Here is a 24,404-nt window from a genome sequence, read left to right as displayed (position 1 = left end):
CATCCTCAAAATTATCGACCATCATATTTTTAGCTGTGCCCTGAGCAACAGCAGCCTCTAACAACAGCAAACGAAAGCGCATTTGTTTGTTCGTTAATTCCGTACCTTCTAAAAAATTGACATGTAAGTTAAGGCGTTCGTGCGCCTTGTCTACACCTTGTTCAATGTTATTGGCCCGACGAGCTGTAAACTTCGTGCCCCTCTGACTATTATGCCCTTCAGGATCAACGACTTTATCTTTCCAATCTTCGGGTTGGTAATCAAACGCGGCTTCTTGCAGCTCTTTGATATCAACATATTCTCGTTTTCTTTCATCAACCATTGTCCATCACCTTCTCCTCGAAATATAACTTGAATGCCATGTGCCAACCTTCGTCATCTTTTTCGATTAAGCCATAGCCTTCAGCAAGTGGGATTTCATTTTCGTTGCGTAACACAATACGCTCGATATTACCGATAGGCTCGTCTTGTATTTCGATGTAATGTTTAAAAAAGTTGTCCTCTATTACAGTTTTTGTAATGGGATAAATATAGATTTGGCTGTCAATCGTTACGGCAGCATCTTTAGCTATGCTAGACGCCATATTGCGCATAACGTTTGTATAAAATGGCATGATGGCCCATTCCCAATTTTTGATTTCTTCACTGTCTTTAATGCCTTCCATTTGCCTCACTCTCCTGCTTCAAATTCTCCACACACTGCATAGTGCGTAGGATAAGAATATGCCTCGAACAGCATATCTGTTGCCCCATTGAATTGGGCGCTTTTAGCATAGGGCGTTTCAAAATTTCCGCATGTTTTGTAATATACAGGGTAGCTGTAATCATCACTTACAAGCGCAAACCCCACTCCTGTATCCATGTGTTGGACATACGTTGGATTGACGTCGTCAAAATACACGGGATAACTATAGCTGTCGTCTTGATAAAGTGTGCCACCTAGGTTTTGGTTAATCGTTTCTGCGTGACCCCAAAAATCGCCGCATGTTTTGTAATACACGGGGTAGCTGTAACTGTCATCCCAATACCAAAACCCTTGCTCCAAAGCTAGGATGACGAAACCATCAAACCACGAACGCACATTTTTATACGCCATTATCATGTCATAGATAAGGTCGAGGTCATTTAACTTTTGGTTAAGTTTTAGCTCTACCCAAAAATGATAAGGTTCTCCGTCATATTCAAACCATTCTTCTTTTTTGCCTTCCAAACCTACGACCTCTAACGCTCTTTCTACTGCATATGGTGTGCCTTTGTAGCGATGTAATTCTACAGATGACAAAATCAAATCAATTCGTTCTTTTTTGTCTTTTGCTAACGCTAATCCTTCACTGTGTTTCAGCAGGTGATTTTCCCATAGCAGATGCCAAATTACATCATCTGATTGACGCTCTAAATCTTTATCTAAAATGGCGCTATCTATTTTTAAAAATAATTTAGCTTCTTGGTCCCCTATCGCTTTTATAGCGCGATAAGAGTCATCACCTTGTATAAGGTTTGGAGATATGACTTGTAAGAGATGTTGGTCTTTAGATTCAATCATCTTCTATACCTCCAAACTCCAATTCATTTAGACTAACTTTCGCAACTTGCCCGCGTTCAATGATTGTAAATACAGGCGATGTTAAATCTAAACGTTTTGCTCCTGCTTTTACACACATTTCAATAAGTTTTGAGGGATTGATATCCCTTCCCATCTTCTCACTTTGCCAATAAATAAAATCCGACTTAGCTTTTTCTATTTTATTTTTCACGGCATCAACATCAGGCGTATTTTTTGAGATATAGTATTTGCCATTAATGTTGTACTCTACGATTTCGGGGGCTGATACACTTAGGTTGTCTGTTAATGGCCTAACTTTTTTATCACTTAATGCTTCTCGTACTTTCTCGAGCATTTCTTCGCCTGGTATTTCGCCGCCTGCTAATAAAAATCGCACATTTACATAACCAGGCTCTGGCATATATGGGTCTACATCTGTGATAAGTGGCGATGCTGCATAAGTATAAAACTTATAGCCTTCTTCAGAGCCTGCTGTACTCATCTTTTCAGGTGCCGCTTGTATTCTTTGTCGGTACGCTTCATCCAACTCTATTTCTGTGCCACCTGCTGATGTGGTTACATTTGTGCAACTTCTTACATATTGGATGGGGTTTAATAACTCATTTATCTTGCCTGGCTCAAAATCATTGCCGATTACACCTATCTTTTCGCACTCTGCGACAACATCTATAGATGTTTGGTCGTCACTAGCTACAGCATCATAGGTTGTTTTAAATAACAAATCACCATTAGGCGTTACAATCGAGCCTTTTTTTATAAAGGCAATTCCTATGCGTCCCTCTTCTAAAAAAAATCGCATTGTTACTTTCGCTTTATCACCACCTATACGTGGTGTATCCCATTGACTACCCTTATGGTCCAATACGCCATCGCGCGAATAAAATAATAATTGCTGTCTTAATGCATCATTCGTGCGGATAGCATGTTTAGTACGACTATAGGCAACAGCTTTAAAGAGTAAATAAACTGGATCAGCTATTGCTAATTTACGATTTGTGATGACTTCATACTCTTTTACTTGTTCGTCAATATAAAATTGAGGGTCTGTTTCTAAAAAGTTCACTTCTGGCAACTCGTACATATTCTCACCCCCTTAATCTAACTTTTACTGCAGGATAAATTTTTCCATCTTTCTCGTCACTGTAGTAAATCACCTCTACAACAAAAACCCTAGGCTCATACCTTTCTACGATTTCTATTACTTCCTTTGTATGTTTCATGCGCGCCACAGCATGAGGCTCATCTAAGTACGTAGCACTTGTACCAAACTCCCTAAACAATGGCGCTGAATACTGCGCTGTAGAAAGGATGGTATAGACGTTTTGTAAGACTTCCACTATTTCATTATCTGGCATAAAGTTAATTTCTTTCGGATTTAACGTAACGATAAATTCTTGTCCATTCATACGTATTCCTCCAATGTTACATCTGCCGAAGCAGCCAACATATTTCCTTTATTATCAATTCTTTTATAATCAACATTTACTGACTTCAACACAAAGTAACCCATACCTATTCGGCGCCCACCCAAAATAAAAAGACCGTACCGCCCCTCACGCTGCATGCGTATGAGGCTGTCAGTCTCTTTACGTGGATTAACACCTAAATTTGCATCAAACTCCATTTTAAAACTTAATGTACTAAGCCCTGGTCCCAAAAATTCTAATTTTGGTTTTTTTAGATGTATATCATGAGTGGCGTACCTGCCACTTTCAGTTCGCGTTAAATCCTTTAATGTCCTCGCAGTCTCACGCGATACACTAAATACAATATCGCCAAAAGCCCCTATCATGTGTCCACCCACTTTACCGGATTTTGATGACCTACAACAAATTGCTTTTCTTTGTCATCAAAATAAATATAATTTTTGTCATCAAACCATATGCCCCAGGTATCTACTTTACTTTTATCGATGTCTGCTGGGCTTTTATCTACGTCCGAGTAAATTGATCCAATAACATAACCGTCCTCTTCGCCCCTTGGATCAAACAAGCAGAGTACTTGCTCATCTACTTCAGGCATCCAGTACATTTTTTTATGCATGGTGTTTTTTGTGACAACACGCAAATCACCACTTGTGCTTTCGTCGCGGTCCTCAAAAAAAACTTTGACCGTAGCTTTTTCTTTGTCTACCGATGACACAGTTCCTGTCCTTAATAATGGTGTTGTTTTACTGTCTAAGGTTTCTTTATTGCCAAATATCAATATTTCAACACCTCCCTTAACGATATTTTAGTTGTATAGCCACCCGTAATATCATGATTTGTTTTTTCAATGAAATACTTTCCATCAAATTTAGCAAAACCTTTTATTTGAACAGTATAACCTGTCAACATTTTAGGGTTACCTTTCAGTGTTATGCTGCCTGTTTTCTCTCTTTTGTTCTTCTCGCGTGCAATATTAGTAGCAAACCTTTTCGCTTCTGCTAAGTTTTTGGCACGCTCATTACTTTTAAATGTTGGGCCTTCTGCAACACCAGGCACATCATACGTATATTTTAAATTTTTCTTTTTGTTACTATCAAAATAAGTTATCTCTATTTTTTTATAGCCTTTTTCGTTGCTATCTTCCTTAAAAGAATAGTCTTTAATTTCGTCCGCACCTTTTGTAATTGTTAAAATCGGACTTTTATTCTCGTATTTCTTTTGTTCGTAGAGCACTAGATATTCACCGGTTACTTTAATAGCAACACCTTCTTTTAGTGCTCTTTTTTTAATAAAACTGAGATCTGTTTCTTGATCCTGTACTACTCTGTCATACAAATGGTCTGTGGCGTCAAATATTAATTTTAAACCTGCACTTTTGGCAATATCCCCAGCCACTTGTGATAACATGACGTTTTCCCATACTCTAGAATTTTTCTCGTCTTTCCCTCCCTCTGGCAGTGGGATGGCTATCGCTTTGATCGACACTTTATCTGGTGGCCCACTGTAGCTTGAATCATCAACATAAAATATGCCACAATCTAACTTTTCTTTAGAGTTCGCATCTGTATTGTTTAAGATTTCTACCATCGCTTTTATCTTGTCATTTTTGCGTGGCAACCAAGGGCCATGCCATTTCCCATGTCTGTCCTGTAAATCGATTTGAATGGTATCTGCTGTACCTTCTGCATCTTCAAAACTAAAGTTTGTAAGGTATTCTTCTAGTTCTGTTGTTATATCCTTACCTTGATATATTATGTTAACTTTCGTTCGCCTTGCTTCCACTTATTTTCACCTACTCAAACCACGGCGGTTTATTTATGGTTATTCTCGCTGTCTCGTCTTCAGGCACATTTATCTTTATGCCTGCAGAAAAAACACCAACCTCAATATATTTGAGGTTGGCGTGAATGAGATGCTGCATGCCCAGAGAATGGCCATAAACTTTTTGAGATATGATATCCCACGTATCGCCTTGTATAGTGTTGTATATTCTCATTCGTTATAAATCCTTTCTCCGTTCATTTTCAACAATTCGTTTGATACGTTCTGCTAACTGGGCATCAGATTCTTCTACTTTTCTAGCTACTTCTTCGGCATTTTCATTGCCCTGCAGATATATCGTGTTGCCTTTATGCTCCAAATAGATTACAGTCCCGCCATTGTCATAGTTGTTAGTTGTAGGGGCATTGTTCATTAAATCCATTGATGATGGCGTATTTTCGGCTTTCCATACATCATTAGCCGATTCACCCATACCGCCTTCGCCTAACATACCTATAGCGCGACCTGTTTGTATCCATAAATCTTTAGATCGTTGACTATTATTCCACGGAATGATAGATTCGGTGTCTCCACCTTCCCCTACCCATGCAAGTGTTGGGTCACTTACGACGCCACCTGTCGCAAAACCTGGGATGGCGCCGACGACTGAACTTACAGCACTACGTAATGGCGCAGGAATGATACTAGCAATAGCACTCCCTACTGCTGATGCCATCGATTTAATACCATTGATCAGACCGTCAATAATCGCTTTACCTACACTAAATAAATCGATTCCACTAAAAAATGAAACGATATTATTCATTATTGTTTCCGCTGTCCCCTTGACAGCAGTCCATGCCCCATCCCAGTCACCTTGAATGAGAGCCATAGCCGCTTGAAGTATACCTGTTATCACCGCTAGCGCAGTAGATATGATCATTTCGATAAACGGAAAGACTGCCTGTACTACTTGTAATATGGCATTTATCGCCGGTATTACAACGCCTGTTATAATGGTTACCAATGTTTGAAGTACCATCAATATAATAGGAATTATAGCTTGTATAATGCCCAGTACCACAGGGAAGACCATCTGTACTATAGAAAGTATCATCGGCAAGGCCGCCGTTACTAATGTCATAACGATTTCAATGATTGCTGTTAATAGAGCAATGAATACTGGTAATACCATTTGTATGATCTCTAAAATTAACGGGAAGACCATCATAAATATTTCCAGCAATAGAGGTAATACCATCTGCACGATTTGTAATATTACAGGCACTATACTTATTATTAATTCAATGATTATTGGTAGTACCATCATGACGATTTGCATAATTGCCATTATCACTGTTGCAAATACTTGCGCTAACAAAGGTAATACTTGGATAACCATTGGAATTACTGTAGTGGCCAATCCTGTCCACATCGTAATCATTTCTGTCATGTTTTGAAGGAATACTCCTGCCAGGACAGAGCCTAGTTCAACAAACGTTTTAGCCAACTCCATAAATGGCGGACCTAAAGCCTGTACACTTTCTGCAATCACTTGCATTGTTTTTTCCATCTCTGGACCCACTTCAGTAGCTATTTGTTCAGCCGCTTCCGCAAAGATGGCCATCACCGGCGCAAATGCATCCGATACTGTAGACCATGCTGATGATATCGCGTTAGCCACACCTTCATTCGTTTGTGATAAACGATAGATAAATCCTATTAGGCTTAGCACCGCCCCTATAACAATGCCTATCGGACCACTTACACCTAAAAATGATAAACCTATAGTTGCTATGGACGGCGCCAACATTGATATAATACCTGGCAATGATGATAGACCAACCTCAATAGATTTAACAAAACCGTCTACCGCTTTTAGTGCTCCTTTAGCAAATTCACTTTCCAACGCCGCTCCCAACAAATCTCCTATGCCACTTACGCTATTTACGAATCCAGCCCACATGTCAGATCCTAAGTTTTGCAGATACTGAACAAACACCATAACAGCACTCTTAGCACCCTCAAAGCTATTAGTAACGATATTTCTGAATGTTTCTGAGCTGGTCCATGCTTTGTAAAAAGCAAAAGCAACCAATGCCAACCCAGCTGCTACAATCATGTAGGGATTAGCTAAAAACGCTAAATTCATTGCTCTTAGCGCTGCAGATATCCCCATAATTACACCTTTAACTCCACCACCTGCAAATATATAACCATACATGGCTGCTCTTTGGATATTCATGAGTGTGGTTGCTATAACCTGAGTAGCATTGAATATCCTTGTAGCAATATTAAGTGATATAACAGCTGCCCTCGCCGCCTTAAAAGCAGCAATAACGGTTATCGTATTGCTGATTAACAATCCCATCACGATTAGTGTTGGACCAATCGCCGCTAATAATAGCGCGAATGTAACAATAACAAGCCGCACATGATTAGGTAATGAAGATATCCCTCTAGCGAAATTAGCAATTACGTCTGCCGCCGCTTTGACATAAGGTGCTAGTGTTTCTCCAAATGAAATAGCTAGCGATTCTATCGCACTCATCAACGAGCGTATAGAGCCTCCTATTCCCCCTTCCATAGTTTCGGCCATATGTTTAGCTGTGCCGTCACTATTCCGTATCGCTTCTTCTAATTCCTTATACCGCTTAGATCCGGTGGACAGCATGATATTGGCGCCCTTCATGGCTTCTGTCCCAAAGATAGCGCCGAGAGCAGCGTCTCGTTGTTTAGTAGTCATCCCTGCTGTGGCTTTTTCTACATCTCCCATGATCGTACCTAAATCACGCATATTCCCCGCTTGGTCATATAGCGCTACGCTAGTTGTCCCTATAGCAACGGCACCATCTTTAGACTTGTTTTTTAAGTCATTAAGCATAGATACCATCGTGGTACCAGCCATGGATCCTTTAATACCGGAATCCGCTAAAACACCAAGCACGGCATTAGTCTGCGCTAAATCCATACCAGCAGCATTAGCTGCAGAACCTACATATTTAAGCGCTTCGCCTAATTGCGGCACATCCGTGTTAGCTTTACTCGATGTTGCCGCGAACATATCGGCTGCTTTTCCAGCTTCTTCTGCTGACATCCCAAAAGCAGACATAACGTCAGACACAATATCGGCAGCGCCTGCTAAATCCATACTGGCTGCACTCGCTAAATCTAATAAACCTGGTGTGGCAGCCATAATCTGATTGGTATCCCAACCCGCGAGCGCTAAGTACCCCATCGCGTCAGCACTTTGAGATGCTGACCAAGCTGTAGATGCACCTAAATCTTTGGCTAACTGTGTTAATTGTTGGAACTCTGCTCCTGTAGCACCACTCACTGCTTGGACATTACGCATTGAGTCATCAAAACTTGCAAATGTTTTTACAGCCATAGCACCCATGCCTGCTATAGGTGCAGTAACTCCCATCGTCAAGTTCCCACCCATAGACGTCATTTTTTTACTTGCATTAAGTAAATTAGACATCTCTTGGTTAGCTTGCGAAAAAGCTGAACGGAATGAAGATGTTAGTTGTGCCCCTAATTCAAACGCTATATTGTAAGTAGTGGCCAACTAACCACCTCTTCTCTTTTTAGTGTTTTCCATTGCTGTATTTTTTTCCTTCACTCTTTCGTTTATTTCTAACAGCCAGTTATTAAGGCTAAATAAACTCAAAGACAAGAAAAAAGCGACCTCACTCTTGGTCGCTTCACTGCAATATAATGTTAACTTTCTTATTGTTTTTCCAGGTTCTTTTTTTAGTCCTCTGCTAGCAAAAAACTTTGTGCTTTACGCGTAATCTTTGCAAAAGATTTGCCATCTAATCCTAAAATAAAATCTACTGGTTGAGCACAAGCTCTCGCAGCAAAGAAGGCAAGGTACCCTTTTGATAGTTCTTTTAATGGGGTTTGTGCTGCAGTTTGGGTTTTTGTTTGAATAAATTCCTCCTCAGCTTCTAAGATATCTGCGCCTGTCATTTCATCAAATTCTAATTTAATACCTTTATATTCTTTACCTTCAAATTTATAAGGCTTAGCGAATTTTACATATTCAGGATCTTTCTCTTGCTCCTCTTGCTTGTTTTTCTCTGCCTCTTTAAGTGCCGCCAACTCATCCAATTGCGCTTGTACTTCTGACGAGATGTCACTTACTTGCGGTTTCACTTCTTCAATTTCTTTTTTAGGTTCTTGTTCCGCTTTTTGAGCTGCTTTAATAGCAGCAAGTTCATTTAGTTGCGCTTGTACTCCTGGCGACATCCCAGTTAATACAGACACTCCCTCTATAGCGCTCATTTGTGTAGCTTCCCCCAATTCACGTGATTTTCGCTGTAATTGCTCCATTTGTTCTTTTTCTGCATTTAAAAACGGCTGCGCTGGAGCAACCGTTTCAGTTTGATATTGTTTATTTTCTTTCATTTCAAAAAACTCCTTTTATACTAATTTTTTATATTACATTCCAATATTTTTTCGGATTTCTTCCGCGTAATCCACGCCGTCAATTACACAAATGTAGTTTAGTTTATCGATTTTTGTAATGACTTTACCATTAATCGCAATTTCGATATAGTTAACAGCCATTGTAATGCCACTCTCCATCTTTGCAGCAGCAACCATTTTACCTAAACTATTAGATTTAGGTTCACACAATACCGTTACTCGATAACCAAGTTGTGTGATTTTACTACGTGCAGTTTCTCTCCCTTGCAAACTTGCTCTAAACACAAGTTCGTGCGTTTTAGGTGCAGCTAATTTATGCATAATTTCATTAGCTGTGTGGAAACTGAGCGTCATTTCCATAGCTTCCAAGTGTCCTACAGCAATAGTGTCCACATCACCCAGATAACCCGCTCCTGTCGTGGTATCTGACTTCCACACAAGTTCAGGTAACTCTACTTCTGCTGTCCCTACAAATTTATTGTCATAATACGTTCTGTAATCATTCAGTGTTTCTAACATGTTTTATCCCTCCCTTATGCCGTAAATAAGGCGTCAAAGTAGTTAATATCCAACTCTAATTCAAACGAAATCTCCTCTGCAGGCGTTGGTGGCGTTAAAAATACTGAAAACTTATATTTACCATCAAGTAACGCTGTAGTAGGATTTAACTCTCGCCTAAACTCTACTCGCCCCCCAAGTAACTTACCTTCTGCAGTTAATCCATCAAGCCATGTGTTAACACTACGTACTACCGACTCGATTAATTTAGGATTACCAGGCTCGTCAACTTTATTCCAGTAAGTCAGTACGAGCGTGTTTGTTACATAGTTAAACATGCGACGTAAAGGGATAAAAGCGTCTTTGGCATCTGAGTTAGCTGGATATGCAGCTGTACGGTTACCCCAAAGTTTATGGCCACCAATAAAGTTAACGGTTGTAACAATGCCTTGACCGTTTAAATAGTTGGCCTGGTCTACCCCTAATACAACTGGCGTACCATCTGCTAAAACAGCACTGTCCATCTTTAAGTTTTTATTAGATGGTGATACGTAAGGTACTCCCTCATTATCCGCATCAACAATCCCCATTAAACTAGCTAATTGAGTGCTTAGATGCATAACTTTACCACCTAACGATGCCATTGGCCACGTTGCAAATTGATAAGTCGACGCAATGTTATTGTCATTTTTAGCCTTCGCTACTTTTGTATAGTCGGTCACCTCTTCAGTTGATATGTCCGGGATCGAGATCGCTTGGAATACACCATTGATGTATTGAGATTTCGCTTCCATAACTGCCGCTACTAAAGGATTTGTGCTGTACTTGGGGCAAATAATAGTACCAGGAACAAGCCGGAATAACGGGAATACGTGAGCTACTAACTCTAAACCTTTATAATTACCGTCAACATCTACCCCGCCTACAATATCATCTGCTGTAACCATAGTCGGATCTAATTCATCAAATTGGGCTGATGCTTCAGCGATTGTATCAGGAGCAAAAATATTCAGATGACCTTCATCACTGTACGCTAACTCTGTTTCGATACCATCAACTTCTTGACCATCCTTGTTTTTAAATCCGCTTAACACCAATGTATCTTTAAGTACACCCTCTTTATTAATAGTAGCTTTCCCATCAACAAAAATTAATTCTTGTTGACCTTCTTTTTTGTGTTTGCTTGGATCTAGTACGTTGATAAACACAACAGGCCCGACACCAAACAACGCAAATTGTGAATACATAGACTCACATAATGTGTAGTTTTTAAAGTCGTTGCTAAACCCCAACTTTTGTGTAGCTTCGGCGTAATTAAAACTTAGGACAGGTTCGTTGACCAAGTATTTATCCGTTAAATTTATTGGTGCTGTCCCTACGACAATCGGCAATGATGCATCTGCTGTAACTGGCGCAATCATACTCGTTGGTTTTTCGTTGGTGTAAACTCCGTGTCTAAAAGCCATTATTGATTACCCTCCTTTTTAAAATAAGCCATTATCTTTTCAGCGTGAGCGTGTTCTAATGTGCCTTTTTCTCTTATTTTTTGTTGTGCTGTTGAGTAGTCTTTAATTGCTACCATCAGTTTTTCAATTTCTGGACACTCTTCAATCATTTCTTTAATAAATATGGGATACCCACCGTCATAAACGGTATTAGTCACAAGCCCAGGTTTACCTGGCCCGACATATATCTTTTTTTCGCTCAACACTTCTACCTTTTCTGTTGACTCACTTTTTTTTACAGCAGGCACTTTTCTTGCTGTGCGTACTTCTACCTCACCATTTTCTTTCGTCATCGTCTAAACCTCCTCTATATGTTGTTGTTTCAATCTCAAAGCGCATCTCGATTTGCGCGAAGAAATACGGAAACGTGTTTTCTTCCTCATAAGGTAGCCATTTTATCGGGTATTGCATAACGTATAAATCATTAACGATTGGATTGGCATTAAAATTGTCCATGATGACCTGTACCACCTCGACAACATCAGAAAATCCCCTGTTGTCTCTATCTTTATTTTTTATGCCTATTAAAATAGCAATTGGTTCTATTTGTGATGCGCCATAGCTTTCTTGCTGTCCGCCAGGCAAGTTGACTATAGCAAATGGGTAAACATCCTTGTCTTTTTCATCTTCTTCACGATAATCATCCATGTCGTGAAGCGTTTCTGGTAACGACTGTCTAAAAACTTTAAATGGCGTGATATCGTTATCAGATAACGGGACGGCGCCTTTTGTGTCTAAAGGGAAATTTTCCAACAAAACCCTTAGCCTTTTCATAATTTCATTTTGTAAATCTGATGGCGACATTAACTACCACTCCCTAACAACCTTTGTATCTCGTGCTTCAACCGGTCCTCAAATACCTCTCCGCCACGCCTTCTAGCTGCACTTGCTATTTCTTCGTTCTTTGCCATTTGAGGGACAGATGGTCCAAACTTTCTTTCAATCTTTTCCCGTCGTTTACCTGCATAGTTACCTTTTGTTGCAGTATGCACAACACCAGTTCTTTTCATTACTTTGATGCCATTTACATCAGCATTGAAAGCCCCTGGTATAGTACCACCACCTGTTTTCTTTACAGATATCTTTAGCTGCGAACGTCTTTTAGGATTAACTGTTTTAGGAGATACCTTAAACCTGTTTAACCCTATCGGACTTCCGCTAACTTGTACGCTAGCTGATAGATTAGCAGCAGATGCATTCTTTTTTTTCATAGCTTTTTTAACAGATGCTGCTTCAACTCTATACTCTTTCCGTATACCTTTATTAACGGATGTCGCTATAGCCGTAATAGCTCTATTCATCGACCTTGATATAACAGATGGCGCTTCATTCTGCAACGCGTCCAACTGACTTTTTATTTCTTTAATTCTTTGTTTGTCAACGTGTACACTTACAACCATTTATCTGCCTCCGTATCGCTGTAACGTTATGGTTAGCATCCACATATCATCTTTAACGCTAGTAATTGTGTACTCCTTTTCGTTAAAATTCATTCGCTTTTCTGGTCTCGGGATGCCATTCTTAAAGAATTTTTTTTCACAATAAAAAAGGATGTCGTCTGTGTGTATTTTGCCACTTTTAATAATGGCTAAATTACGCTCATGCAACGCATCCTCATCTATAACCACAGTTGTCTGCATACCATTTATCGTGACTTCTTCACCAAAAAATTTATTGTCAAGAAATACTTTAGTTATATCTGCAGCAATTCTTTTTTTAAAGTCCATTGGCATCGATGTAATCAAAGAAATGATTCTCGTATTCTTCATTCGCTAGAATGATTTCTACCAATGTTTCTAAAGATGCATTTTTCTTAAAATCCGCACCTAGTAATTCGAGTTCTTTGACAGCTACGGAATGAGTAATTTTTTCTAATAACTCCGCGCGCGCTTCTTCTTCAGTCATGTCTCCGCTATCGCTCTTTACTCCGATTGCTGGTTGTTGAACCTCTTTCACTGTTGCATTTGATACCTTTACTACAATCCCTTTCTTTTCTAACTGTGCAATTTCTTGCGCAGTCAATGAAGAAAGGTCTACTTTATCACCTTTGTTTACATAAACACCATTTACCTTTAGATATTGCAAGCATTTATACATTTTTACACCTCATCCATAACAGTAATAACAGCCCACGTATCAGCATCACTTACCATCGGCACAGGTCGCGATGTCAAACGCAATAATTTATTATCGTTGGCAATATCAGTGATGATTTTCGGTACAGACTTTGCTTTATACGACTTAAAGTTTCCGTCGCTCTCCATTTGAGTGACTACGCCATAGCCATAGCCATGTACATTACTAACAGCTACAATCACTTTGTTGCCTGGCACAAAAGGCTTCATAATCGGCTTTGCCAACAGCTTGCCGTCTAGATCATGCGTTTCTTGATATTGTCCATAATATACATATACCTGCATTTGACCAATCTCGCCAACTAATTTAACCGATGGGTCTATAAATTTAGGTTCGATTGTCCCTAAATTCACGCGACGATTATCCAATTTTTTTAAGAATTTTTCATCTTCAAGTGCTGTTTCATAAGCGTCTGCACCCATGATAATAACGTCTGGTACTTTACCTGACTTTGTTGCCACTTGTTGCTCAGCATTGGTAATGTCTTTCATTACATTTGGTTTTACGCCACCCCATTTGTCATCGCCGGTGAGCATAATTTGCAAATCGTGTTCATATCGAATCACTTGTTCAACAAAATTATTTCGTTCGTCGCTTGTGAATCCTCGTACAATCACTTCGCCACCAAGTAATACTTGACTAGACATTAATTCTTTTGCTCGGATATTCATTTTTTCCAAATCCGCATAATCTTGCATTGTTAGTTCGTTTTGTCGCTCTTGTGGTGTTTTTTGGCTCGAAAAATCTTCACCCGCAAAGCGATGGTTAAGGTCTTCGATTTGCATATTACGCTGCGGAGCTAAGCGAGGCGCTACAATTTTCTTTGTTTTATAACCTTCTCGCTCTACCGTGATGCCTTTTGTCATTGGTGCAACAAATGGCGCTACTGTTTCGCCGTCTTTTTTATAATCAATTAACACTTCTTCTGTATCAAAGTATTTTTCAACACCAAAAAAGAGATCTGTTAAAAACGTTGTTGGTGGTTTAACCTTTGTAATCACTTCCAAAAGTGAACGTGTTGTAAAATATTGCACTGGCATACTCACATACCTCCAATTGTATTTTTGATATAAATATTGTTTGCGCGTAAATCTTCTTTGTAGCTGTACACATCTTCGCCTTCAGGTACAATAATACCGTTTGCGTTAACCGCTCCAGCTAATAATACTTCTCCGACAGTTTCTTTTTCGACCATCGTATCCGTTAAACAAATAGATAAATGATCTTTATTATCCGCTCCGGCTAAAACTAATTTCCCTTCTGCGTTTTTAGCTAATAACTGACCTCGCAAAATTAAAGTCGGAGTCGCCTGGTCAGCAAAAACACCAGACCCGACCTGTTGCGGATATGTTGGATCTAAAATTAATTTATCTGGCTGAAAAACGCCGACAGTTTCGTTTAATTCTCGCATTACAATACACCTCCACTTTTAAAGATGTTTTCTAAGCCCGCCACGTTTTTAATCGCTTCTTGCGCCTTCTTGTTTTCCTCGTCGTCAGTAGCCTTATTTTTTACATTTTCTAATGCCATTGCATCTTCTTCTACATTTTTTGTATGATTCTTCCCAATTTCAGCTTGTTTATTTAAGATTTCAATTGCTAATTGACCCGCATCCATTGATTCCTCATACTTCGCTTTGTTCAACAATTCTTCCATTCCAGTACTAGACAAGGAGTCAATACTTTTAATGCGCGCATTTTCTTCTTGTACACCCGCTTTAAACCCTTCGTTTTTGATTTGATTGAAAAGTTCCGGATGATTATTTTTTAATTCTTCGTATGTCATTTCTTTTCCCCCTTCTCCTTCACTGGCGACTGGCGACTTTCTGTCGTCCGAGTTGTTTTCATGCTTTTTTGCAATGTTTCCGTCATCTTCTGTAACGTTTTTGGTGTTTTTGTCAATTCCGCCTGTTTTTGCAACATTTCCTTTTCTCTCTTTTATCGTAATTGCATCCTTTTGCATCTTCTCGATGACGCCGCGCGGCAGAAATTCACTTGTTAAAGCAGATGCGGCGAACTTCACCGCTCCGTCATCAAATAAAACTCGGTTAGCAAATCCTTTATCGACAGCCTCTTGCGCTCCCATGTAAGTTTCGTTGTTCATCATTTGGAGCAATTCCTCTTCTTTTAGGCCTGTTTTTAACATATACGCATTGACGATTGATTTATTTACTTTTTGTAACACATCACTAGTATGTTGCATATCCCTATAATCTCCGCGACTAACAGCAGATGCGTTGTGAACCATAATTTGCGCCAACGGTGAAATGGCGACATCTTTTGCGGCCGTTGCGATATACGATGCGGCAGATGCGGCAATTCCTGCAATTTCTACAGATAATTCATTTGTTTCACTGTACTTTTTAAGCATGTGGTAGATTTCGTTAGCTTCGTAAACAGAACCACCAGGGCTATTGATTATGACCGTCACTTTGCCACTTGCTTCGTTGAGTTCCTTTTCCACTTTTTCTGCTGTTGTGTGCTGCATGCCGAACCAATCGTAAATCCACGCTTCATCAGCGTCTACAATTGGGCCTCTTATCTTGATTGTTGTCATTGTTCTTCACCTCCTTCTTCTGACTCATCCGACTCATCTAAAATCTCTTGCGTTAACTCTTTTGTTAATCCGTCCTGCACGCGCATATTGTGTTCGTCTACTAGTGTTCTATGATTACTTTCAAATTCTGTACCCGTCAATTCCATAGCCTCCTTTTCGCCTGTTGAAAGGCCATTTTCCATCTTCAGCACACTAGCCTTCGTCTCTTTCAACGGGTCGAGTTGCCCTTGTGCAGGGCCATTCCACTCAGCCTTAGAATAAGCTTTGCGAATCAACGGATCCTCAAAGAACCCTGGCGCGTAAATTCTGCCGTTCGCTACCGCTTCAGCTAACCACTCTTCATAAATTGGTTGGCAAAAATCGGTCGCAAAACGTTCCCTTTTCTTACGATACATTTTGTTAGCTTCTAATTGCGCGGCTCTCGATGCGGAATAGGAAGCTGTAAAGTGTTTCAACAGCACTTCATACGGCACTTCCAACGTTGCTCCCATTTGTCTGCATATCGCCGTTATAAACCCCTCGAATGCTGTATTAGGTCGCCCTGGATTTGTTTCGATAGGCTTTTCGCCTTCTCGTAAATAATTAACTGTGCCATTTCCCAATTTCACGTCTGGTGTATCATCATAATCGTAGTCGCTATCATCGTCATCGTAATGCAACGGTGACAAATCACTTTTACTTACTTCCTCTTGGCCACTTGTGATAAAAACGGTGTAAAAAGCATTAATAACGGCTGCCATCAACTCCGCATCCATGTACCTTTCTAGTTGCTTCAACCCTGGCAATATCAGCGATAAGAACGGCACGCCTCTTCGCTGTTCTGGTCTTTCTCTTATCATGATGTGTAGAACGTTATTCCTACCGCTTTTCTTGCCGTACTTTTCAACTCTTACACAGTCTTCTTCGCTAATAAATCCTGATGTAGGGAATTTATTTGCAATATAAAAAGCCACAACTTCGCCTGTTGAATCAACCTCGACTCCATTAATGACTTTATCTTCTGTTAGCATATTTTTTTCGTATGGTGTTACGCACCTGTCCGCTTCAATTAATTTTACACAAGTTTGATATGGCCAATTCACGCGCTTTTTTTGCGGCAACAAGGCAAATGCATCACCTGACATCAAGTGAGATAAAAAAGCCAGTTCTTGTAACTCATAGAAATTGTCTATTCTCTCGGCGTCAGCATTTGTACTTTCTGCCCAAAGCGCAAATTCTCGCTTAGTTTTGGCTTCCCAAGCTTTAGCTTCTTCGCGTGACATGTTAAGAAATTCAGAATCAATATTAAATTTAGGCTTAAGACCAGACCCGATGACACTTGTAACGACTCCTTTAATCGCGCCCGCACCTACTCCACCACCATAATAGATGTCTCGCGATCGCTCCCGTAGCGTCTTAGTATTGTTTTCGATATCCTCTTTAAAGGATCCCGATAACGCATTCCAACCCTTCGTAGCGTTTTTGCTTTTACTTGCTGCATGAGTGGTGAAATTGGAAATCTTCTTTTTATTTATTGAATTCGCTTCTTTTTTCTTGATTTTAATTTGAGGTTTCGATGCTTGCGACTTCTTATTTTTCTTCTTTTTAGCCATGACAACCCCCCCTTACATATCCACTGGCACAATATTAAAAGTTCTACGACTACGTTTACCACGCTGTAATTCACTGATTTTATCTTCCCAATATTTAATTTGGGTCCGTATTTCTTTTAAATTCGGCATCGATAGCATACGTGTTCCGATTTTATAATCTTGCCCTGAAGCTACCGCTTCCATTGCCGCATACCATACCATTAATTGCTCACGTGCATACTCAATAGTGATAACACTTTTACTCATGTTTTACCTCCTTCTCCTGCGTCGTTTCCGCACTCTTGTATGATCTACTTGATATTCTTTTTCTAGGTCTGGATTCAAAATTTCTAATGCTGCCGCATTATATACCCTTAAATCAAAACCTTCATTTCGCGCTCTAATTTGTTTCCACCTTTGCTTAGGTATGCCGCCGATAAACACGGTTTCCAGCCGCTCCGCTGTTAGGGTTCTAAAATATTGAGCGCTGTATCCTTTGCCACGCGGAAAATGACAATAGTTTGGTCCTGGATCTTCTACTTGTAGTGCTGACATAACGTATACTTTACCTTCATTTACGCCTAACTTAACTAATACCGCTTCTATCGGTTTAGGCTTCGAATATCCAGCGATTAACGGCGTGTATTCGCTCATTTGCGACGATTCCCCTTTAATTGCATATACACCTCTGCTGAGCCTTGGTTTTGTAAACTTATAAACTTCTTGTGTAAAATGGCCACCACTATCCATTAACGTGCAAGCTATGCCAAACTTTCGACCGTCTTCTTTTTCAAAGCGTTTAAGTAAAAACTCATCTAACTGCGCCCACGGTCCTGGCGTATTTAAATCCCCGTGAATGACATGATATTGAATGCCCCAACTTTCTTTGTCAACGCCCCATCCAACAACCTCAATTTCAAATCGGTCGTCTTGGACGTCAACAGCAGCAGTCAATATTTTTACTCCCTCAGGCACTTCCGCATCGTAATCTTCTTGGCGTCTAACTAATGTTTCTTCGTCTAGTGCTGTTCCTTCTTCTTCCCACGTTTCGCCAAGAGACGTATTTTTAAATACTTTTAATGCCTCCGTACCTTTTCTTTTCGCTTTTTTAAAATCAGCTATAATTTCTCCCCAGCGACGAAATGGGCTTAATAATTCATTCAGGTGAAAACCACGCATTTTAGATTCTGCTGTAGCCACCCATTTCCCTTGTTGATTTTTCCAATCAAATTCATCACTTAAAAACCCACAATGTTCACAACGATGACATTCACTTTCAAAATCTATTTGTTCCCATCTCAATGGCTGATATTCTCCACATCGAGGACATGGCAAGTTGTAATATTCTTTGGTGCTAAGGTTAAATTCCATTTCTATCCTTGAGGCACCCTTTACTGTTGGTGTTGATACTTTTATTTTTTTGCGGTTGTAAAAGGCTGTTGTACGTTTTTCCGCTAAGTCTAACGGGTCCCCCTCTTCGCCTGCAGATACAGGGAATCTATCAATTTCGTCCGCTAGAACAACTCGAATCGGTCTAGCCGCTAACCCCGCAGGTGCATTCGCTCCCCCTAGGGCTATAAAACCGCCAGGAAACGATTTGAATAATATCGTGTTAGAGCTATCCTTGCTTCTAAATCCTCCAACGCGTTCAGACAAAGCAGGGGAATCCCGAATCATAGGTGCGACACGCTCTTTCGAAAAATCCTTGGCCTTAGCTTCCGTTGGTTGTATGAGTAAAATCGGTGAAGGGTCATAATGAATGTAGTAACCAAGACCATTTAGCACGATTTCAGACTTCCCAACCTGCGCTGAAGCCATTATTACAATATCTTCAACATACGGATCGTTAATAGCATCCATTATTTCACGTTGATACTCAGCGCGTGATGTTCTCCAGCGTCCCGCTTCAGCTGAAGCTTCACTGGATAAGCGTCTATGTTCGTCAGCCCATTCACTGACCGTTAATTTAGGAGATGGCGTTAATGCCTGGCGAGCTATCCTCCTGAATAACTCCTTTGTACGGTCTAAACTTGCGTCATTCAACCCTTTCACCGTCCATAGGCTCATCGGAGGTTATAACATCATCACTTTCCGCATAAAATACATCGGGATCGTAATCTTTTAATTCGTTCATTAAATCCTCAACTTCATCTTTGACAAGCTCCTGTATCTCTACAAGGTCTTTTTTTCCTTGTACTTTTGGCGCCAACCGAGAAGCAAACGAAAGTAATTGCGACCTAAACGACATCATCATCGCATTCATAATACTTTCTACGTCTCCGGCTCGATGCAACTTGCCGGTAATGATACCTAATTCTGCTTCTGTTTTTTTACGTCTAGCCCTCGTCCATAATGTTTCTTCTCTTAATTTATCTAAATCAGGGTCATCAGCAATAACCTTTTCTTTTTCGTATTCCAAGTAAGCTTTAAAGGTCGCAGGCAAATCATACTTGCCATGCGAGGCTCTAACTACCGCTTTTTCGTCTACTAATTGCTGTATTCTCCGCGACGATAAACCCATGATTTCGCAAAGTTCGTTGGTTGATACAAGATAGTCATTTCCCTTCAATCCCTTGCCACTCATGTGCTCACGCCCTCTCTTTATTTTTAAAAATCACTCATCCCACACCGAAAACGAAATGAGCTTTTTGAATTGAAAATTTGAGCCGCCGCGGGCTCGTGAGCGCCCGTACCAAAATCAAAAACCTCAAAGGACCCAATTCTTTTACCAAAAATAAACAAAAATCATTGAGCCTTAGAGCTGTATAGCTTCATAGCGCTTATCCACAAGGCGACTGCTCCTTGCTCTCTCACCCTTAGTCGGCAATCGTCAAGGCTGATGGCTTGAGTTATACGTAATCTAGTAAGAGTGCAACTCGTAAGATCACTGCTGAGCGTTGGTATATCAACGTCTATGCATTTCTTTTAAAATGAGTTGTATATCTAGTCCTAATACGTGCAACTGCTTTATCAATAGCAACCATCACCGTATAACACAAGGTATAACAATCCATTTACTGTTATAAATAACCATGTACTAGCGGCAAACTAAATCAGTAATGTCAACCGTATTCTCTTTACATGCAATACCTGTGTCGCTTTGAGGCAAACCTTCCCCCCTCATTCTCGCGCTACTCATACTTGGCCATGTACTATACATAACTCACCTACCGCACACTGGACTTTCATCAAATGAAAAAGGCATACCCCATTTCGGATACACCTTTTTCATTTTGTATTTTGTGTTTTGTGTTTTAGGTTTGCTGATTCTGTTTTCCCATTTTTACTTTTTACATTTCTACTTTTCGTTTTTGCTTTTAACTTTTTGGATTTGCCTCACACTAATAATCCTTTAGGGTCTTTCATCTTTACAATACCCTGCTCTATCTTCTCGCTCATCACTCCTATATACTTTAACGTTTCATATTGGCTATCATGATTAAATATGATCTGAAGCTCTGCAACATCTTTATATTGTTGGTAATGCCTGAAGCCAAACGTTTTACGTAATGAGTGTGTACCAATTCTCTCGTCATACCCTACAGCTGCTGCTGCCTCTTGTAGTATATATAACGCAGTATGCCTGCTAATAGGTTTCTCTCTTCCTGTCTTGGTACGTTCTCGTGACGGGATAAGCAGTTCTGTTTTCTTTTTGTCAGCAATATATTTATTCAACGCTTTCTTTAGTGTGGGATGTAATATGATTCTCTTTTGTTTTTTCGTTTTCTTTTCAACGAGTACCATATGGCTACCTACTACGTCTGCTACTCTTAACGGAAGGATATCTGATATTCTCAATCCCGTGTATACACCTATCATAAACATAATGTAATTTCGTTCACTTTTCTTCTTGAGATACTCAGCGAACGCTACTACCCATTCATCTTCTCTTATCGGCTCTACCCTCATACCATCATCCATCCTGCTTCTTTAATGTTGCGCTTACCTCTTACAATTGTTTCGTGCACTGCTTGTCTACTAATGCCCAACACTTTAGCTATATTAGATCGTTCTAATCCTTGTGCCACCATTATAAATACATCTTGTTGTGTTGACGTTAAGCATTTCTTTAAGTCTGCTACCAGTTGCTCCTTCATTTCCTCGACTTCACCATCTGGCTTTTCCAACTCATGTATGATAGTGCCTTGCTCTATCATTACATCTAGCCATTTGCTGTCAAAAGGCACCTCTCGTTTGTACGCTGCTTGCCTTTCGATCCCACGCATTGCACCTGGTTGTCTACCAGATGTTAACCACGCAATCGTATACTCTATGTCTGACAACATGCTATTAACGATGCTGATTTCATTATCCAAAGAAGCTGTTTCACTTCTGTTATCTTTCATCGTCTCTCTTTTTTCTTCTAATTGATGTTTTAACTCCTTCGTACGTTTCTTAGTTTCGTGATAACTACTTAGCATGTCTAGCACATCTTTCACCCTTTCCTGCGTGGTATTTGCGTTTTCATTACAATCTCGACGCTTTTTATAGTTGCAGACAACCTCTCGCTTTTACGTCTTGTGAGAATATATTTATTTGTTCTAAGTAACTTATAAATGATTTCATCTATTTCTTGCGATTCTATATTTTTGATTCGCGCCGATCTAAGCAAGAATTGATATTGCCTTTCTACTTCTGGGGACCATATATATCCTTTCTTATAGCAAAATCCTCTTAAATCCATAACATCACCTTCTTTGTCATATCCTTCAGTAAGATAAATTATTTTATCTGCAAGTAGCAAAACATTCACATTTATTTCTTTAATTTTATAAACTACCAATAAAATTATTGTTAACAGCCTATCCATTGTCCCCCTCCTCACTAAAGTGAAGAAACAAGCGAGCATGATACCCGCTTGTTGTTTTTATTTAATAACGCCACGTTGTACAAACCAATTGCGGAAACCTTCTGCAAACCGTTGCTTGTAGAATGTCTTCTGTCTTTTGGCCATCCATCGCCTTTCTTTAGCTCGCCTATGCTTACGTTTCATTTTTCGCCCTCCTGCATGTTATAATAGTGTTGTATAATTTTGCTGAAGGGTTGGCTGATCTAGCTGACTCTTTTTTTATTTAGTGTAAGGAACCACATATCTCACTCCTCCACTTTATAAACTACAATCCCATTTGTATCAGAATGGGGCATTAAACTTTCATACCATCTACCTACTCATGTTAAGCCTCATCATTAGCACCACCATTAGAAATGGCTTATAGTTAATCTATAACTGAAAAGGAGTGAAAAACTTTGAAAAGATTAGACTACTACACTATAGGCTCAGAAGGCATGGATATTATGATGAATATGGAGAAATACACCAAGCAATCTGCCATTAATAGAAAACTAAGAGAACTTATAAAAATAAGGGTTTCTCAAATAAATGGCTGTGCATACTGTTTAAATCTGCATACAACTGATGCTCGTAAAATGGGAGAAACTGAAAAGCGTATTTATTGTTTAAGTACTTGGAGTGAATGTGATTTTTATTCTGCTGAAGAGAAAGTTGCTCTCCAACTTGCCGAACACATTACATTAATCCCTACCAAGAGAGTTTCAGACGACCTCTATCAGCAAGTACGTAAATATTATGACGAGAAACAATATGTTGACCTTGTTCTTATTATTAACCAAATTAATAGCTGGAATAGAATTTCTATCGCAATGGGAAATACCATAACAGAAGAATAGTTAATCAATATGAACATCTTTTGATGTTCTTTTTTCGTCTTCAGCGTATTTTTCAGATGCTGCATTAGCTTCCCATTCCTCAAATCTTTCCATCACCGTTTGATAAAGCACCTCGTCTATACGTTCACCATGTAGTTTGTAATGCGCCAACATTTCTTTTGCTTCCATGTCTACACCTCAAATCTTAATGGTAATTGGCACTCTTCATACATTTTTCGATTAATGTACAACACATCATCCTTACTAACCGCTGCATCTGTCACTACGGCTTTGCTTACCTTATGCCATCCTTGCAATAACTCCATATAGATTCGATTTCATGTAACATCACCTCATAAATACGTACATACAATATTTTTATCATCAGCTGGATGACGATTCATACGTGTAAAATGACTAGGCACTTTCTCTATAACCTCTGTTAACGTTAATGCCTTTACTAACCAACAAGTAGGTGTATCTAGATCAAACAAACGGCCAACAAAATAATGAGGATGATCTAGTGGTTTATCGTAAATTACAATCATAGGCATTCTACAATTAGCGACTTCTTTCGATTCAATAAATGTATCTAATACAATGGATTTCATTATGCATTCATCCTTTCTTTATCTATAAAATCCCACTTTTGTCTCGATTTTTGCTACTCTACAAAATAAGGCTGTTAAATAAGCTATAATTTAGAAAACTTTGTTTGGAGTGTTTTAATGGATATTACTCAAGTTCAAATCATTCAAATTGATTGGGAAGGTCCATACCACCTTGCCGATCTTTCAAAATTAAACAACAGAGCATATGATTTCGGCATCTATCAAATTTATGGCAAACACCCTGTCTACGGAAAAGATGTATTACTGTACATTGGGCAAACGAGTAATCAAACACTAGGCAAACGAATCTCCCAAGAGAATTGGCTTGATACTAATGATTCCAACAACAGTAAAATATATGTGGGCACTTTACATGGCGCACAAATACCATCAAAAGTGCAATGGACTAAAGAAATCGACTTAGCTGAGCGTTTTTTAATTTACGTACATAAGCCAGCCTATAACGCTCGAAGTGTATCTTCATTTCCTGATAAGGAACTCCAAGATATCCATATCTTGAATTGGGGCAACTATAGAGACCTTTTACCTGAGATTTCTGGGTTGCGATATACTAGCAAATTAGATGATTGGGAGTACCATCAATACAGCAGGAGTTGTGAATAACAGCTCCTGCTTTTTATATGCATTGTTCATCTAACACGCATTAATTCTTA

General features: G+C 39.5%; 33 protein-coding genes and 1 pseudogene. 2 read left to right on the top strand and 32 right to left on the bottom strand.

Annotated features, from left to right (window positions below; translation table 11 throughout):
- The 29 genes and pseudogenes from IEW44_RS14845 to IEW44_RS16050 all read right to left on the bottom strand — a co-directional run.
- Positions 1-322, bottom strand: a pseudogene (locus tag IEW44_RS14845) (hypothetical protein); the annotation flags it as partial.
- Positions 315-665 (bottom strand): hypothetical protein, encoded by a 351-nt coding sequence (locus tag IEW44_RS14840; RefSeq protein ID WP_188615850.1) that lies wholly within the window; start codon positions 663-665, stop codon positions 315-317. The pseudogene IEW44_RS14845 and the gene IEW44_RS14840, both read right to left, overlap by 8 nt.
- Before the next feature lie 5 nt (positions 666-670).
- Positions 671-1,543, bottom strand: coding sequence for a phage tail protein (locus IEW44_RS14835; RefSeq protein WP_188615849.1), 873 nt, complete (start codon positions 1,541-1,543; stop codon positions 671-673).
- A complete protein-coding gene (locus IEW44_RS14830; protein ID WP_188615848.1) occupies positions 1,536-2,645 on the bottom strand; it encodes a baseplate assembly protein in 1,110 nt (369 codons plus the stop codon). Before IEW44_RS14830 ends, IEW44_RS14835 begins: the two co-directional genes overlap by 8 nt.
- 4 nt (positions 2,646-2,649) lie before the next feature.
- Complete coding sequence (locus IEW44_RS14825; RefSeq protein WP_188615847.1) at positions 2,650-2,970, bottom strand: GPW/gp25 family protein; 321 nt, start codon at positions 2,968-2,970, stop codon at positions 2,650-2,652.
- Positions 2,967-3,356 carry a phage tail protein gene (locus IEW44_RS14820; protein ID WP_188615846.1) on the bottom strand — a complete coding sequence of 130 codons (390 nt, stop codon included), beginning with the start codon at positions 3,354-3,356 and terminating at the stop codon, positions 2,967-2,969. Before IEW44_RS14820 ends, IEW44_RS14825 begins: the two co-directional genes overlap by 4 nt.
- Positions 3,353-3,769, bottom strand: a complete 417-nt coding sequence (locus tag IEW44_RS14815) for a phage baseplate assembly protein V (protein ID WP_188615845.1) — start codon at positions 3,767-3,769, stop codon at positions 3,353-3,355. The genes IEW44_RS14820 and IEW44_RS14815 overlap by 4 nt, the downstream gene beginning before the upstream one ends.
- On the bottom strand, positions 3,766-4,773 hold the full coding sequence (locus IEW44_RS14810; protein ID WP_188615844.1) for a phage late control D family protein: 1,008 nt from the start codon (positions 4,771-4,773) through the stop codon (positions 3,766-3,768). Before IEW44_RS14810 ends, IEW44_RS14815 begins: the two co-directional genes overlap by 4 nt.
- Before the next feature lie 10 nt (positions 4,774-4,783).
- Positions 4,784-4,987 (bottom strand): tail protein X, encoded by a 204-nt coding sequence (locus IEW44_RS14805; protein ID WP_188615843.1) that lies wholly within the window; start codon positions 4,985-4,987, stop codon positions 4,784-4,786.
- Positions 4,988-4,990: 3 nt separating this feature from the next.
- Positions 4,991-8,323, bottom strand: coding sequence for a phage tail tape measure protein (locus IEW44_RS14800; protein WP_188615842.1), 3,333 nt, complete (start codon positions 8,321-8,323; stop codon positions 4,991-4,993).
- 185 nt (positions 8,324-8,508) lie between these two features.
- On the bottom strand, positions 8,509-9,165 hold the full coding sequence (locus IEW44_RS14795; RefSeq protein WP_188615841.1) for a phage tail assembly protein: 657 nt from the start codon (positions 9,163-9,165) through the stop codon (positions 8,509-8,511).
- Positions 9,166-9,198: 33 nt separating this feature from the next.
- Positions 9,199-9,705, bottom strand: a complete 507-nt coding sequence (locus IEW44_RS14790) for a phage major tail tube protein (RefSeq protein ID WP_188615840.1) — start codon at positions 9,703-9,705, stop codon at positions 9,199-9,201.
- 14 nt (positions 9,706-9,719) lie between these two features.
- Positions 9,720-11,150, bottom strand: a complete 1,431-nt coding sequence (locus IEW44_RS14785) for a phage tail sheath family protein (protein WP_188615839.1) — start codon at positions 11,148-11,150, stop codon at positions 9,720-9,722.
- Complete coding sequence (locus IEW44_RS14780) at positions 11,150-11,482, bottom strand: hypothetical protein (RefSeq protein ID WP_188615838.1); 333 nt, start codon at positions 11,480-11,482, stop codon at positions 11,150-11,152. Before IEW44_RS14780 ends, IEW44_RS14785 begins: the two co-directional genes overlap by 1 nt.
- Positions 11,463-11,993: a hypothetical protein gene (locus IEW44_RS14775; RefSeq protein ID WP_188615837.1), complete on the bottom strand. Its 531-nt coding sequence runs from the start codon at positions 11,991-11,993 to the stop codon at positions 11,463-11,465. Before IEW44_RS14775 ends, IEW44_RS14780 begins: the two co-directional genes overlap by 20 nt.
- Positions 11,993-12,589: a phage tail protein gene (locus tag IEW44_RS14770; protein ID WP_188615836.1), complete on the bottom strand. Its 597-nt coding sequence runs from the start codon at positions 12,587-12,589 to the stop codon at positions 11,993-11,995. The genes IEW44_RS14775 and IEW44_RS14770 overlap by 1 nt, the downstream gene beginning before the upstream one ends.
- Entirely contained in the window at positions 12,590-12,934 is a 345-nt protein-coding gene (locus tag IEW44_RS14765) for a hypothetical protein (protein WP_188615835.1), read from the bottom strand.
- A complete protein-coding gene (locus tag IEW44_RS14760; RefSeq protein ID WP_188615834.1) occupies positions 12,906-13,286 on the bottom strand; it encodes a hypothetical protein in 381 nt (126 codons plus the stop codon). Before IEW44_RS14760 ends, IEW44_RS14765 begins: the two co-directional genes overlap by 29 nt.
- Before the next feature lie 2 nt (positions 13,287-13,288).
- Entirely contained in the window at positions 13,289-14,365 is a 1,077-nt protein-coding gene (locus IEW44_RS14755) for a major capsid protein (RefSeq protein ID WP_188615833.1), read from the bottom strand.
- A gap of 2 nt (positions 14,366-14,367) precedes the next feature.
- Complete coding sequence (locus IEW44_RS14750) at positions 14,368-14,736, bottom strand: hypothetical protein (RefSeq protein WP_188615832.1); 369 nt, start codon at positions 14,734-14,736, stop codon at positions 14,368-14,370.
- A complete protein-coding gene (locus IEW44_RS14745) occupies positions 14,736-15,881 on the bottom strand; it encodes a head maturation protease, ClpP-related (protein ID WP_188615831.1) in 1,146 nt (381 codons plus the stop codon). The genes IEW44_RS14750 and IEW44_RS14745 overlap by 1 nt, the downstream gene beginning before the upstream one ends.
- Positions 15,878-17,473: a phage portal protein gene (locus tag IEW44_RS14740; protein WP_188615830.1), complete on the bottom strand. Its 1,596-nt coding sequence runs from the start codon at positions 17,471-17,473 to the stop codon at positions 15,878-15,880. Before IEW44_RS14740 ends, IEW44_RS14745 begins: the two co-directional genes overlap by 4 nt.
- 12 nt (positions 17,474-17,485) lie before the next feature.
- The gene (locus tag IEW44_RS14735; protein WP_188615829.1) at positions 17,486-17,719 is read right to left on the bottom strand and encodes a DUF6148 family protein; all 234 of its coding nucleotides are present in this window, start codon (positions 17,717-17,719) and stop codon (positions 17,486-17,488) included.
- Between the two features lie 3 nt (positions 17,720-17,722).
- Positions 17,723-19,504 (bottom strand): phage terminase large subunit family protein, encoded by a 1,782-nt coding sequence (locus tag IEW44_RS14730; protein ID WP_188615828.1) that lies wholly within the window; start codon positions 19,502-19,504, stop codon positions 17,723-17,725.
- Complete coding sequence (locus IEW44_RS14725; protein ID WP_188615827.1) at positions 19,488-20,036, bottom strand: hypothetical protein; 549 nt, start codon at positions 20,034-20,036, stop codon at positions 19,488-19,490. The genes IEW44_RS14730 and IEW44_RS14725 overlap by 17 nt, the downstream gene beginning before the upstream one ends.
- A 752-nt stretch (positions 20,037-20,788) precedes the next feature.
- On the bottom strand, positions 20,789-21,361 hold the full coding sequence (locus IEW44_RS14720) for a tyrosine-type recombinase/integrase (protein WP_188615826.1): 573 nt from the start codon (positions 21,359-21,361) through the stop codon (positions 20,789-20,791).
- Positions 21,358-21,873, bottom strand: coding sequence for a sigma factor-like helix-turn-helix DNA-binding protein (locus IEW44_RS14715; protein WP_229704264.1), 516 nt, complete (start codon positions 21,871-21,873; stop codon positions 21,358-21,360). Before IEW44_RS14715 ends, IEW44_RS14720 begins: the two co-directional genes overlap by 4 nt.
- Before the next feature lie 14 nt (positions 21,874-21,887).
- The gene (locus tag IEW44_RS14710; protein ID WP_188615824.1) at positions 21,888-22,262 is read right to left on the bottom strand and encodes a hypothetical protein; all 375 of its coding nucleotides are present in this window, start codon (positions 22,260-22,262) and stop codon (positions 21,888-21,890) included.
- Positions 22,263-22,319: 57 nt separating this feature from the next.
- Positions 22,320-22,445 (bottom strand): hypothetical protein, encoded by a 126-nt coding sequence (locus tag IEW44_RS16050; RefSeq protein WP_268236391.1) that lies wholly within the window; start codon positions 22,443-22,445, stop codon positions 22,320-22,322.
- 293 nt (positions 22,446-22,738) lie between these two features.
- Here IEW44_RS16050 and IEW44_RS14705 point away from each other — a divergent pair, with 293 nt between their 5' ends.
- Positions 22,739-23,140, top strand: a complete 402-nt coding sequence (locus tag IEW44_RS14705) for a carboxymuconolactone decarboxylase family protein (RefSeq protein ID WP_188615852.1) — start codon at positions 22,739-22,741, stop codon at positions 23,138-23,140.
- Here the strand turns inward: IEW44_RS14705 and IEW44_RS14700 are convergent, their stop codons facing one another.
- The 3 genes from IEW44_RS14700 to IEW44_RS14695 are packed head-to-tail and all read right to left on the bottom strand — an operon-like array spanning position 23,141 to position 23,730.
- Positions 23,141-23,308: a hypothetical protein gene (locus IEW44_RS14700; protein WP_188615823.1), complete on the bottom strand. Its 168-nt coding sequence runs from the start codon at positions 23,306-23,308 to the stop codon at positions 23,141-23,143.
- A gap of 2 nt (positions 23,309-23,310) precedes the next feature.
- Positions 23,311-23,445 (bottom strand): hypothetical protein, encoded by a 135-nt coding sequence (locus tag IEW44_RS16045; RefSeq protein ID WP_268236390.1) that lies wholly within the window; start codon positions 23,443-23,445, stop codon positions 23,311-23,313.
- Positions 23,446-23,472: 27 nt separating this feature from the next.
- On the bottom strand, positions 23,473-23,730 hold the full coding sequence (locus IEW44_RS14695) for a hypothetical protein (RefSeq protein ID WP_188615822.1): 258 nt from the start codon (positions 23,728-23,730) through the stop codon (positions 23,473-23,475).
- Between the two features lie 117 nt (positions 23,731-23,847).
- Between IEW44_RS14695 and IEW44_RS14690 the strand changes: the two genes are divergently transcribed.
- A complete protein-coding gene (locus tag IEW44_RS14690; RefSeq protein WP_188615821.1) occupies positions 23,848-24,354 on the top strand; it encodes a hypothetical protein in 507 nt (168 codons plus the stop codon).
- Positions 24,355-24,404: the final 50 nt, after the last annotated feature.

The sequence above is a fragment of the Lysinibacillus alkalisoli genome (genome assembly GCF_014643595.1).
Taxonomy (GTDB): Bacteria; Bacillota; Bacilli; order Bacillales_A; family Planococcaceae; genus Metalysinibacillus; species Metalysinibacillus alkalisoli.
Note: the sequence above shows the minus strand (reverse complement) of the source record. Positions and strands in the feature narration are given on the sequence as shown.

Coding starts and splice junctions, on each gene's coding strand:
- IEW44_RS14735 (WP_188615829.1), bottom strand. CDS start 17,719: ATGAGTAAAAGTGTTATCACTATTGAGTATGCACGTGAGCAATTAATG.
- IEW44_RS14835 (WP_188615849.1), bottom strand. CDS start 1,543: ATGATTGAATCTAAAGACCAACATCTCTTACAAGTCATATCTCCAAAC.
- IEW44_RS16045 (WP_268236390.1), bottom strand. CDS start 23,445: ATGGAGTTATTGCAAGGATGGCATAAGGTAAGCAAAGCCGTAGTGACA.
- IEW44_RS14705 (WP_188615852.1), top strand. CDS start 22,739: ATGGATATTATGATGAATATGGAGAAATACACCAAGCAATCTGCCATT.
- IEW44_RS14780 (WP_188615838.1), bottom strand. CDS start 11,482: ATGACGAAAGAAAATGGTGAGGTAGAAGTACGCACAGCAAGAAAAGTG.
- IEW44_RS14825 (WP_188615847.1), bottom strand. CDS start 2,970: ATGAATGGACAAGAATTTATCGTTACGTTAAATCCGAAAGAAATTAAC.
- IEW44_RS14790 (WP_188615840.1), bottom strand. CDS start 9,705: ATGTTAGAAACACTGAATGATTACAGAACGTATTATGACAATAAATTT.
- IEW44_RS14755 (WP_188615833.1), bottom strand. CDS start 14,365: ATGCCAGTGCAATATTTTACAACACGTTCACTTTTGGAAGTGATTACA.
- IEW44_RS14805 (WP_188615843.1), bottom strand. CDS start 4,987: ATGAGAATATACAACACTATACAAGGCGATACGTGGGATATCATATCT.
- IEW44_RS14830 (WP_188615848.1), bottom strand. CDS start 2,645: ATGTACGAGTTGCCAGAAGTGAACTTTTTAGAAACAGACCCTCAATTT.
- IEW44_RS14760 (WP_188615834.1), bottom strand. CDS start 13,286: ATGTATAAATGCTTGCAATATCTAAAGGTAAATGGTGTTTATGTAAAC.
- IEW44_RS14795 (WP_188615841.1), bottom strand. CDS start 9,165: ATGAAAGAAAATAAACAATATCAAACTGAAACGGTTGCTCCAGCGCAG.
- IEW44_RS14820 (WP_188615846.1), bottom strand. CDS start 3,356: ATGATAGGGGCTTTTGGCGATATTGTATTTAGTGTATCGCGTGAGACT.
- IEW44_RS14750 (WP_188615832.1), bottom strand. CDS start 14,736: ATGCGAGAATTAAACGAAACTGTCGGCGTTTTTCAGCCAGATAAATTA.
- IEW44_RS14725 (WP_188615827.1), bottom strand. CDS start 20,036: ATGAGTGGCAAGGGATTGAAGGGAAATGACTATCTTGTATCAACCAAC.
- IEW44_RS14775 (WP_188615837.1), bottom strand. CDS start 11,993: ATGTCGCCATCAGATTTACAAAATGAAATTATGAAAAGGCTAAGGGTT.
- IEW44_RS14715 (WP_229704264.1), bottom strand. CDS start 21,873: ATGCTAAGTAGTTATCACGAAACTAAGAAACGTACGAAGGAGTTAAAA.
- IEW44_RS14690 (WP_188615821.1), top strand. CDS start 23,848: ATGGATATTACTCAAGTTCAAATCATTCAAATTGATTGGGAAGGTCCA.
- IEW44_RS14710 (WP_188615824.1), bottom strand. CDS start 22,262: ATGGATAGGCTGTTAACAATAATTTTATTGGTAGTTTATAAAATTAAA.
- IEW44_RS14720 (WP_188615826.1), bottom strand. CDS start 21,361: ATGAGGGTAGAGCCGATAAGAGAAGATGAATGGGTAGTAGCGTTCGCT.
- IEW44_RS14840 (WP_188615850.1), bottom strand. CDS start 665: ATGGAAGGCATTAAAGACAGTGAAGAAATCAAAAATTGGGAATGGGCC.
- IEW44_RS14785 (WP_188615839.1), bottom strand. CDS start 11,150: ATGGCTTTTAGACACGGAGTTTACACCAACGAAAAACCAACGAGTATG.
- IEW44_RS14700 (WP_188615823.1), bottom strand. CDS start 23,308: ATGGAAGCAAAAGAAATGTTGGCGCATTACAAACTACATGGTGAACGT.
- IEW44_RS14740 (WP_188615830.1), bottom strand. CDS start 17,473: ATGGCTAAAAAGAAGAAAAATAAGAAGTCGCAAGCATCGAAACCTCAA.
- IEW44_RS14745 (WP_188615831.1), bottom strand. CDS start 15,881: ATGACAACAATCAAGATAAGAGGCCCAATTGTAGACGCTGATGAAGCG.
- IEW44_RS14695 (WP_188615822.1), bottom strand. CDS start 23,730: ATGAAATCCATTGTATTAGATACATTTATTGAATCGAAAGAAGTCGCT.
- IEW44_RS14770 (WP_188615836.1), bottom strand. CDS start 12,589: ATGGTTGTAAGTGTACACGTTGACAAACAAAGAATTAAAGAAATAAAA.
- IEW44_RS16050 (WP_268236391.1), bottom strand. CDS start 22,445: ATGAAACGTAAGCATAGGCGAGCTAAAGAAAGGCGATGGATGGCCAAA.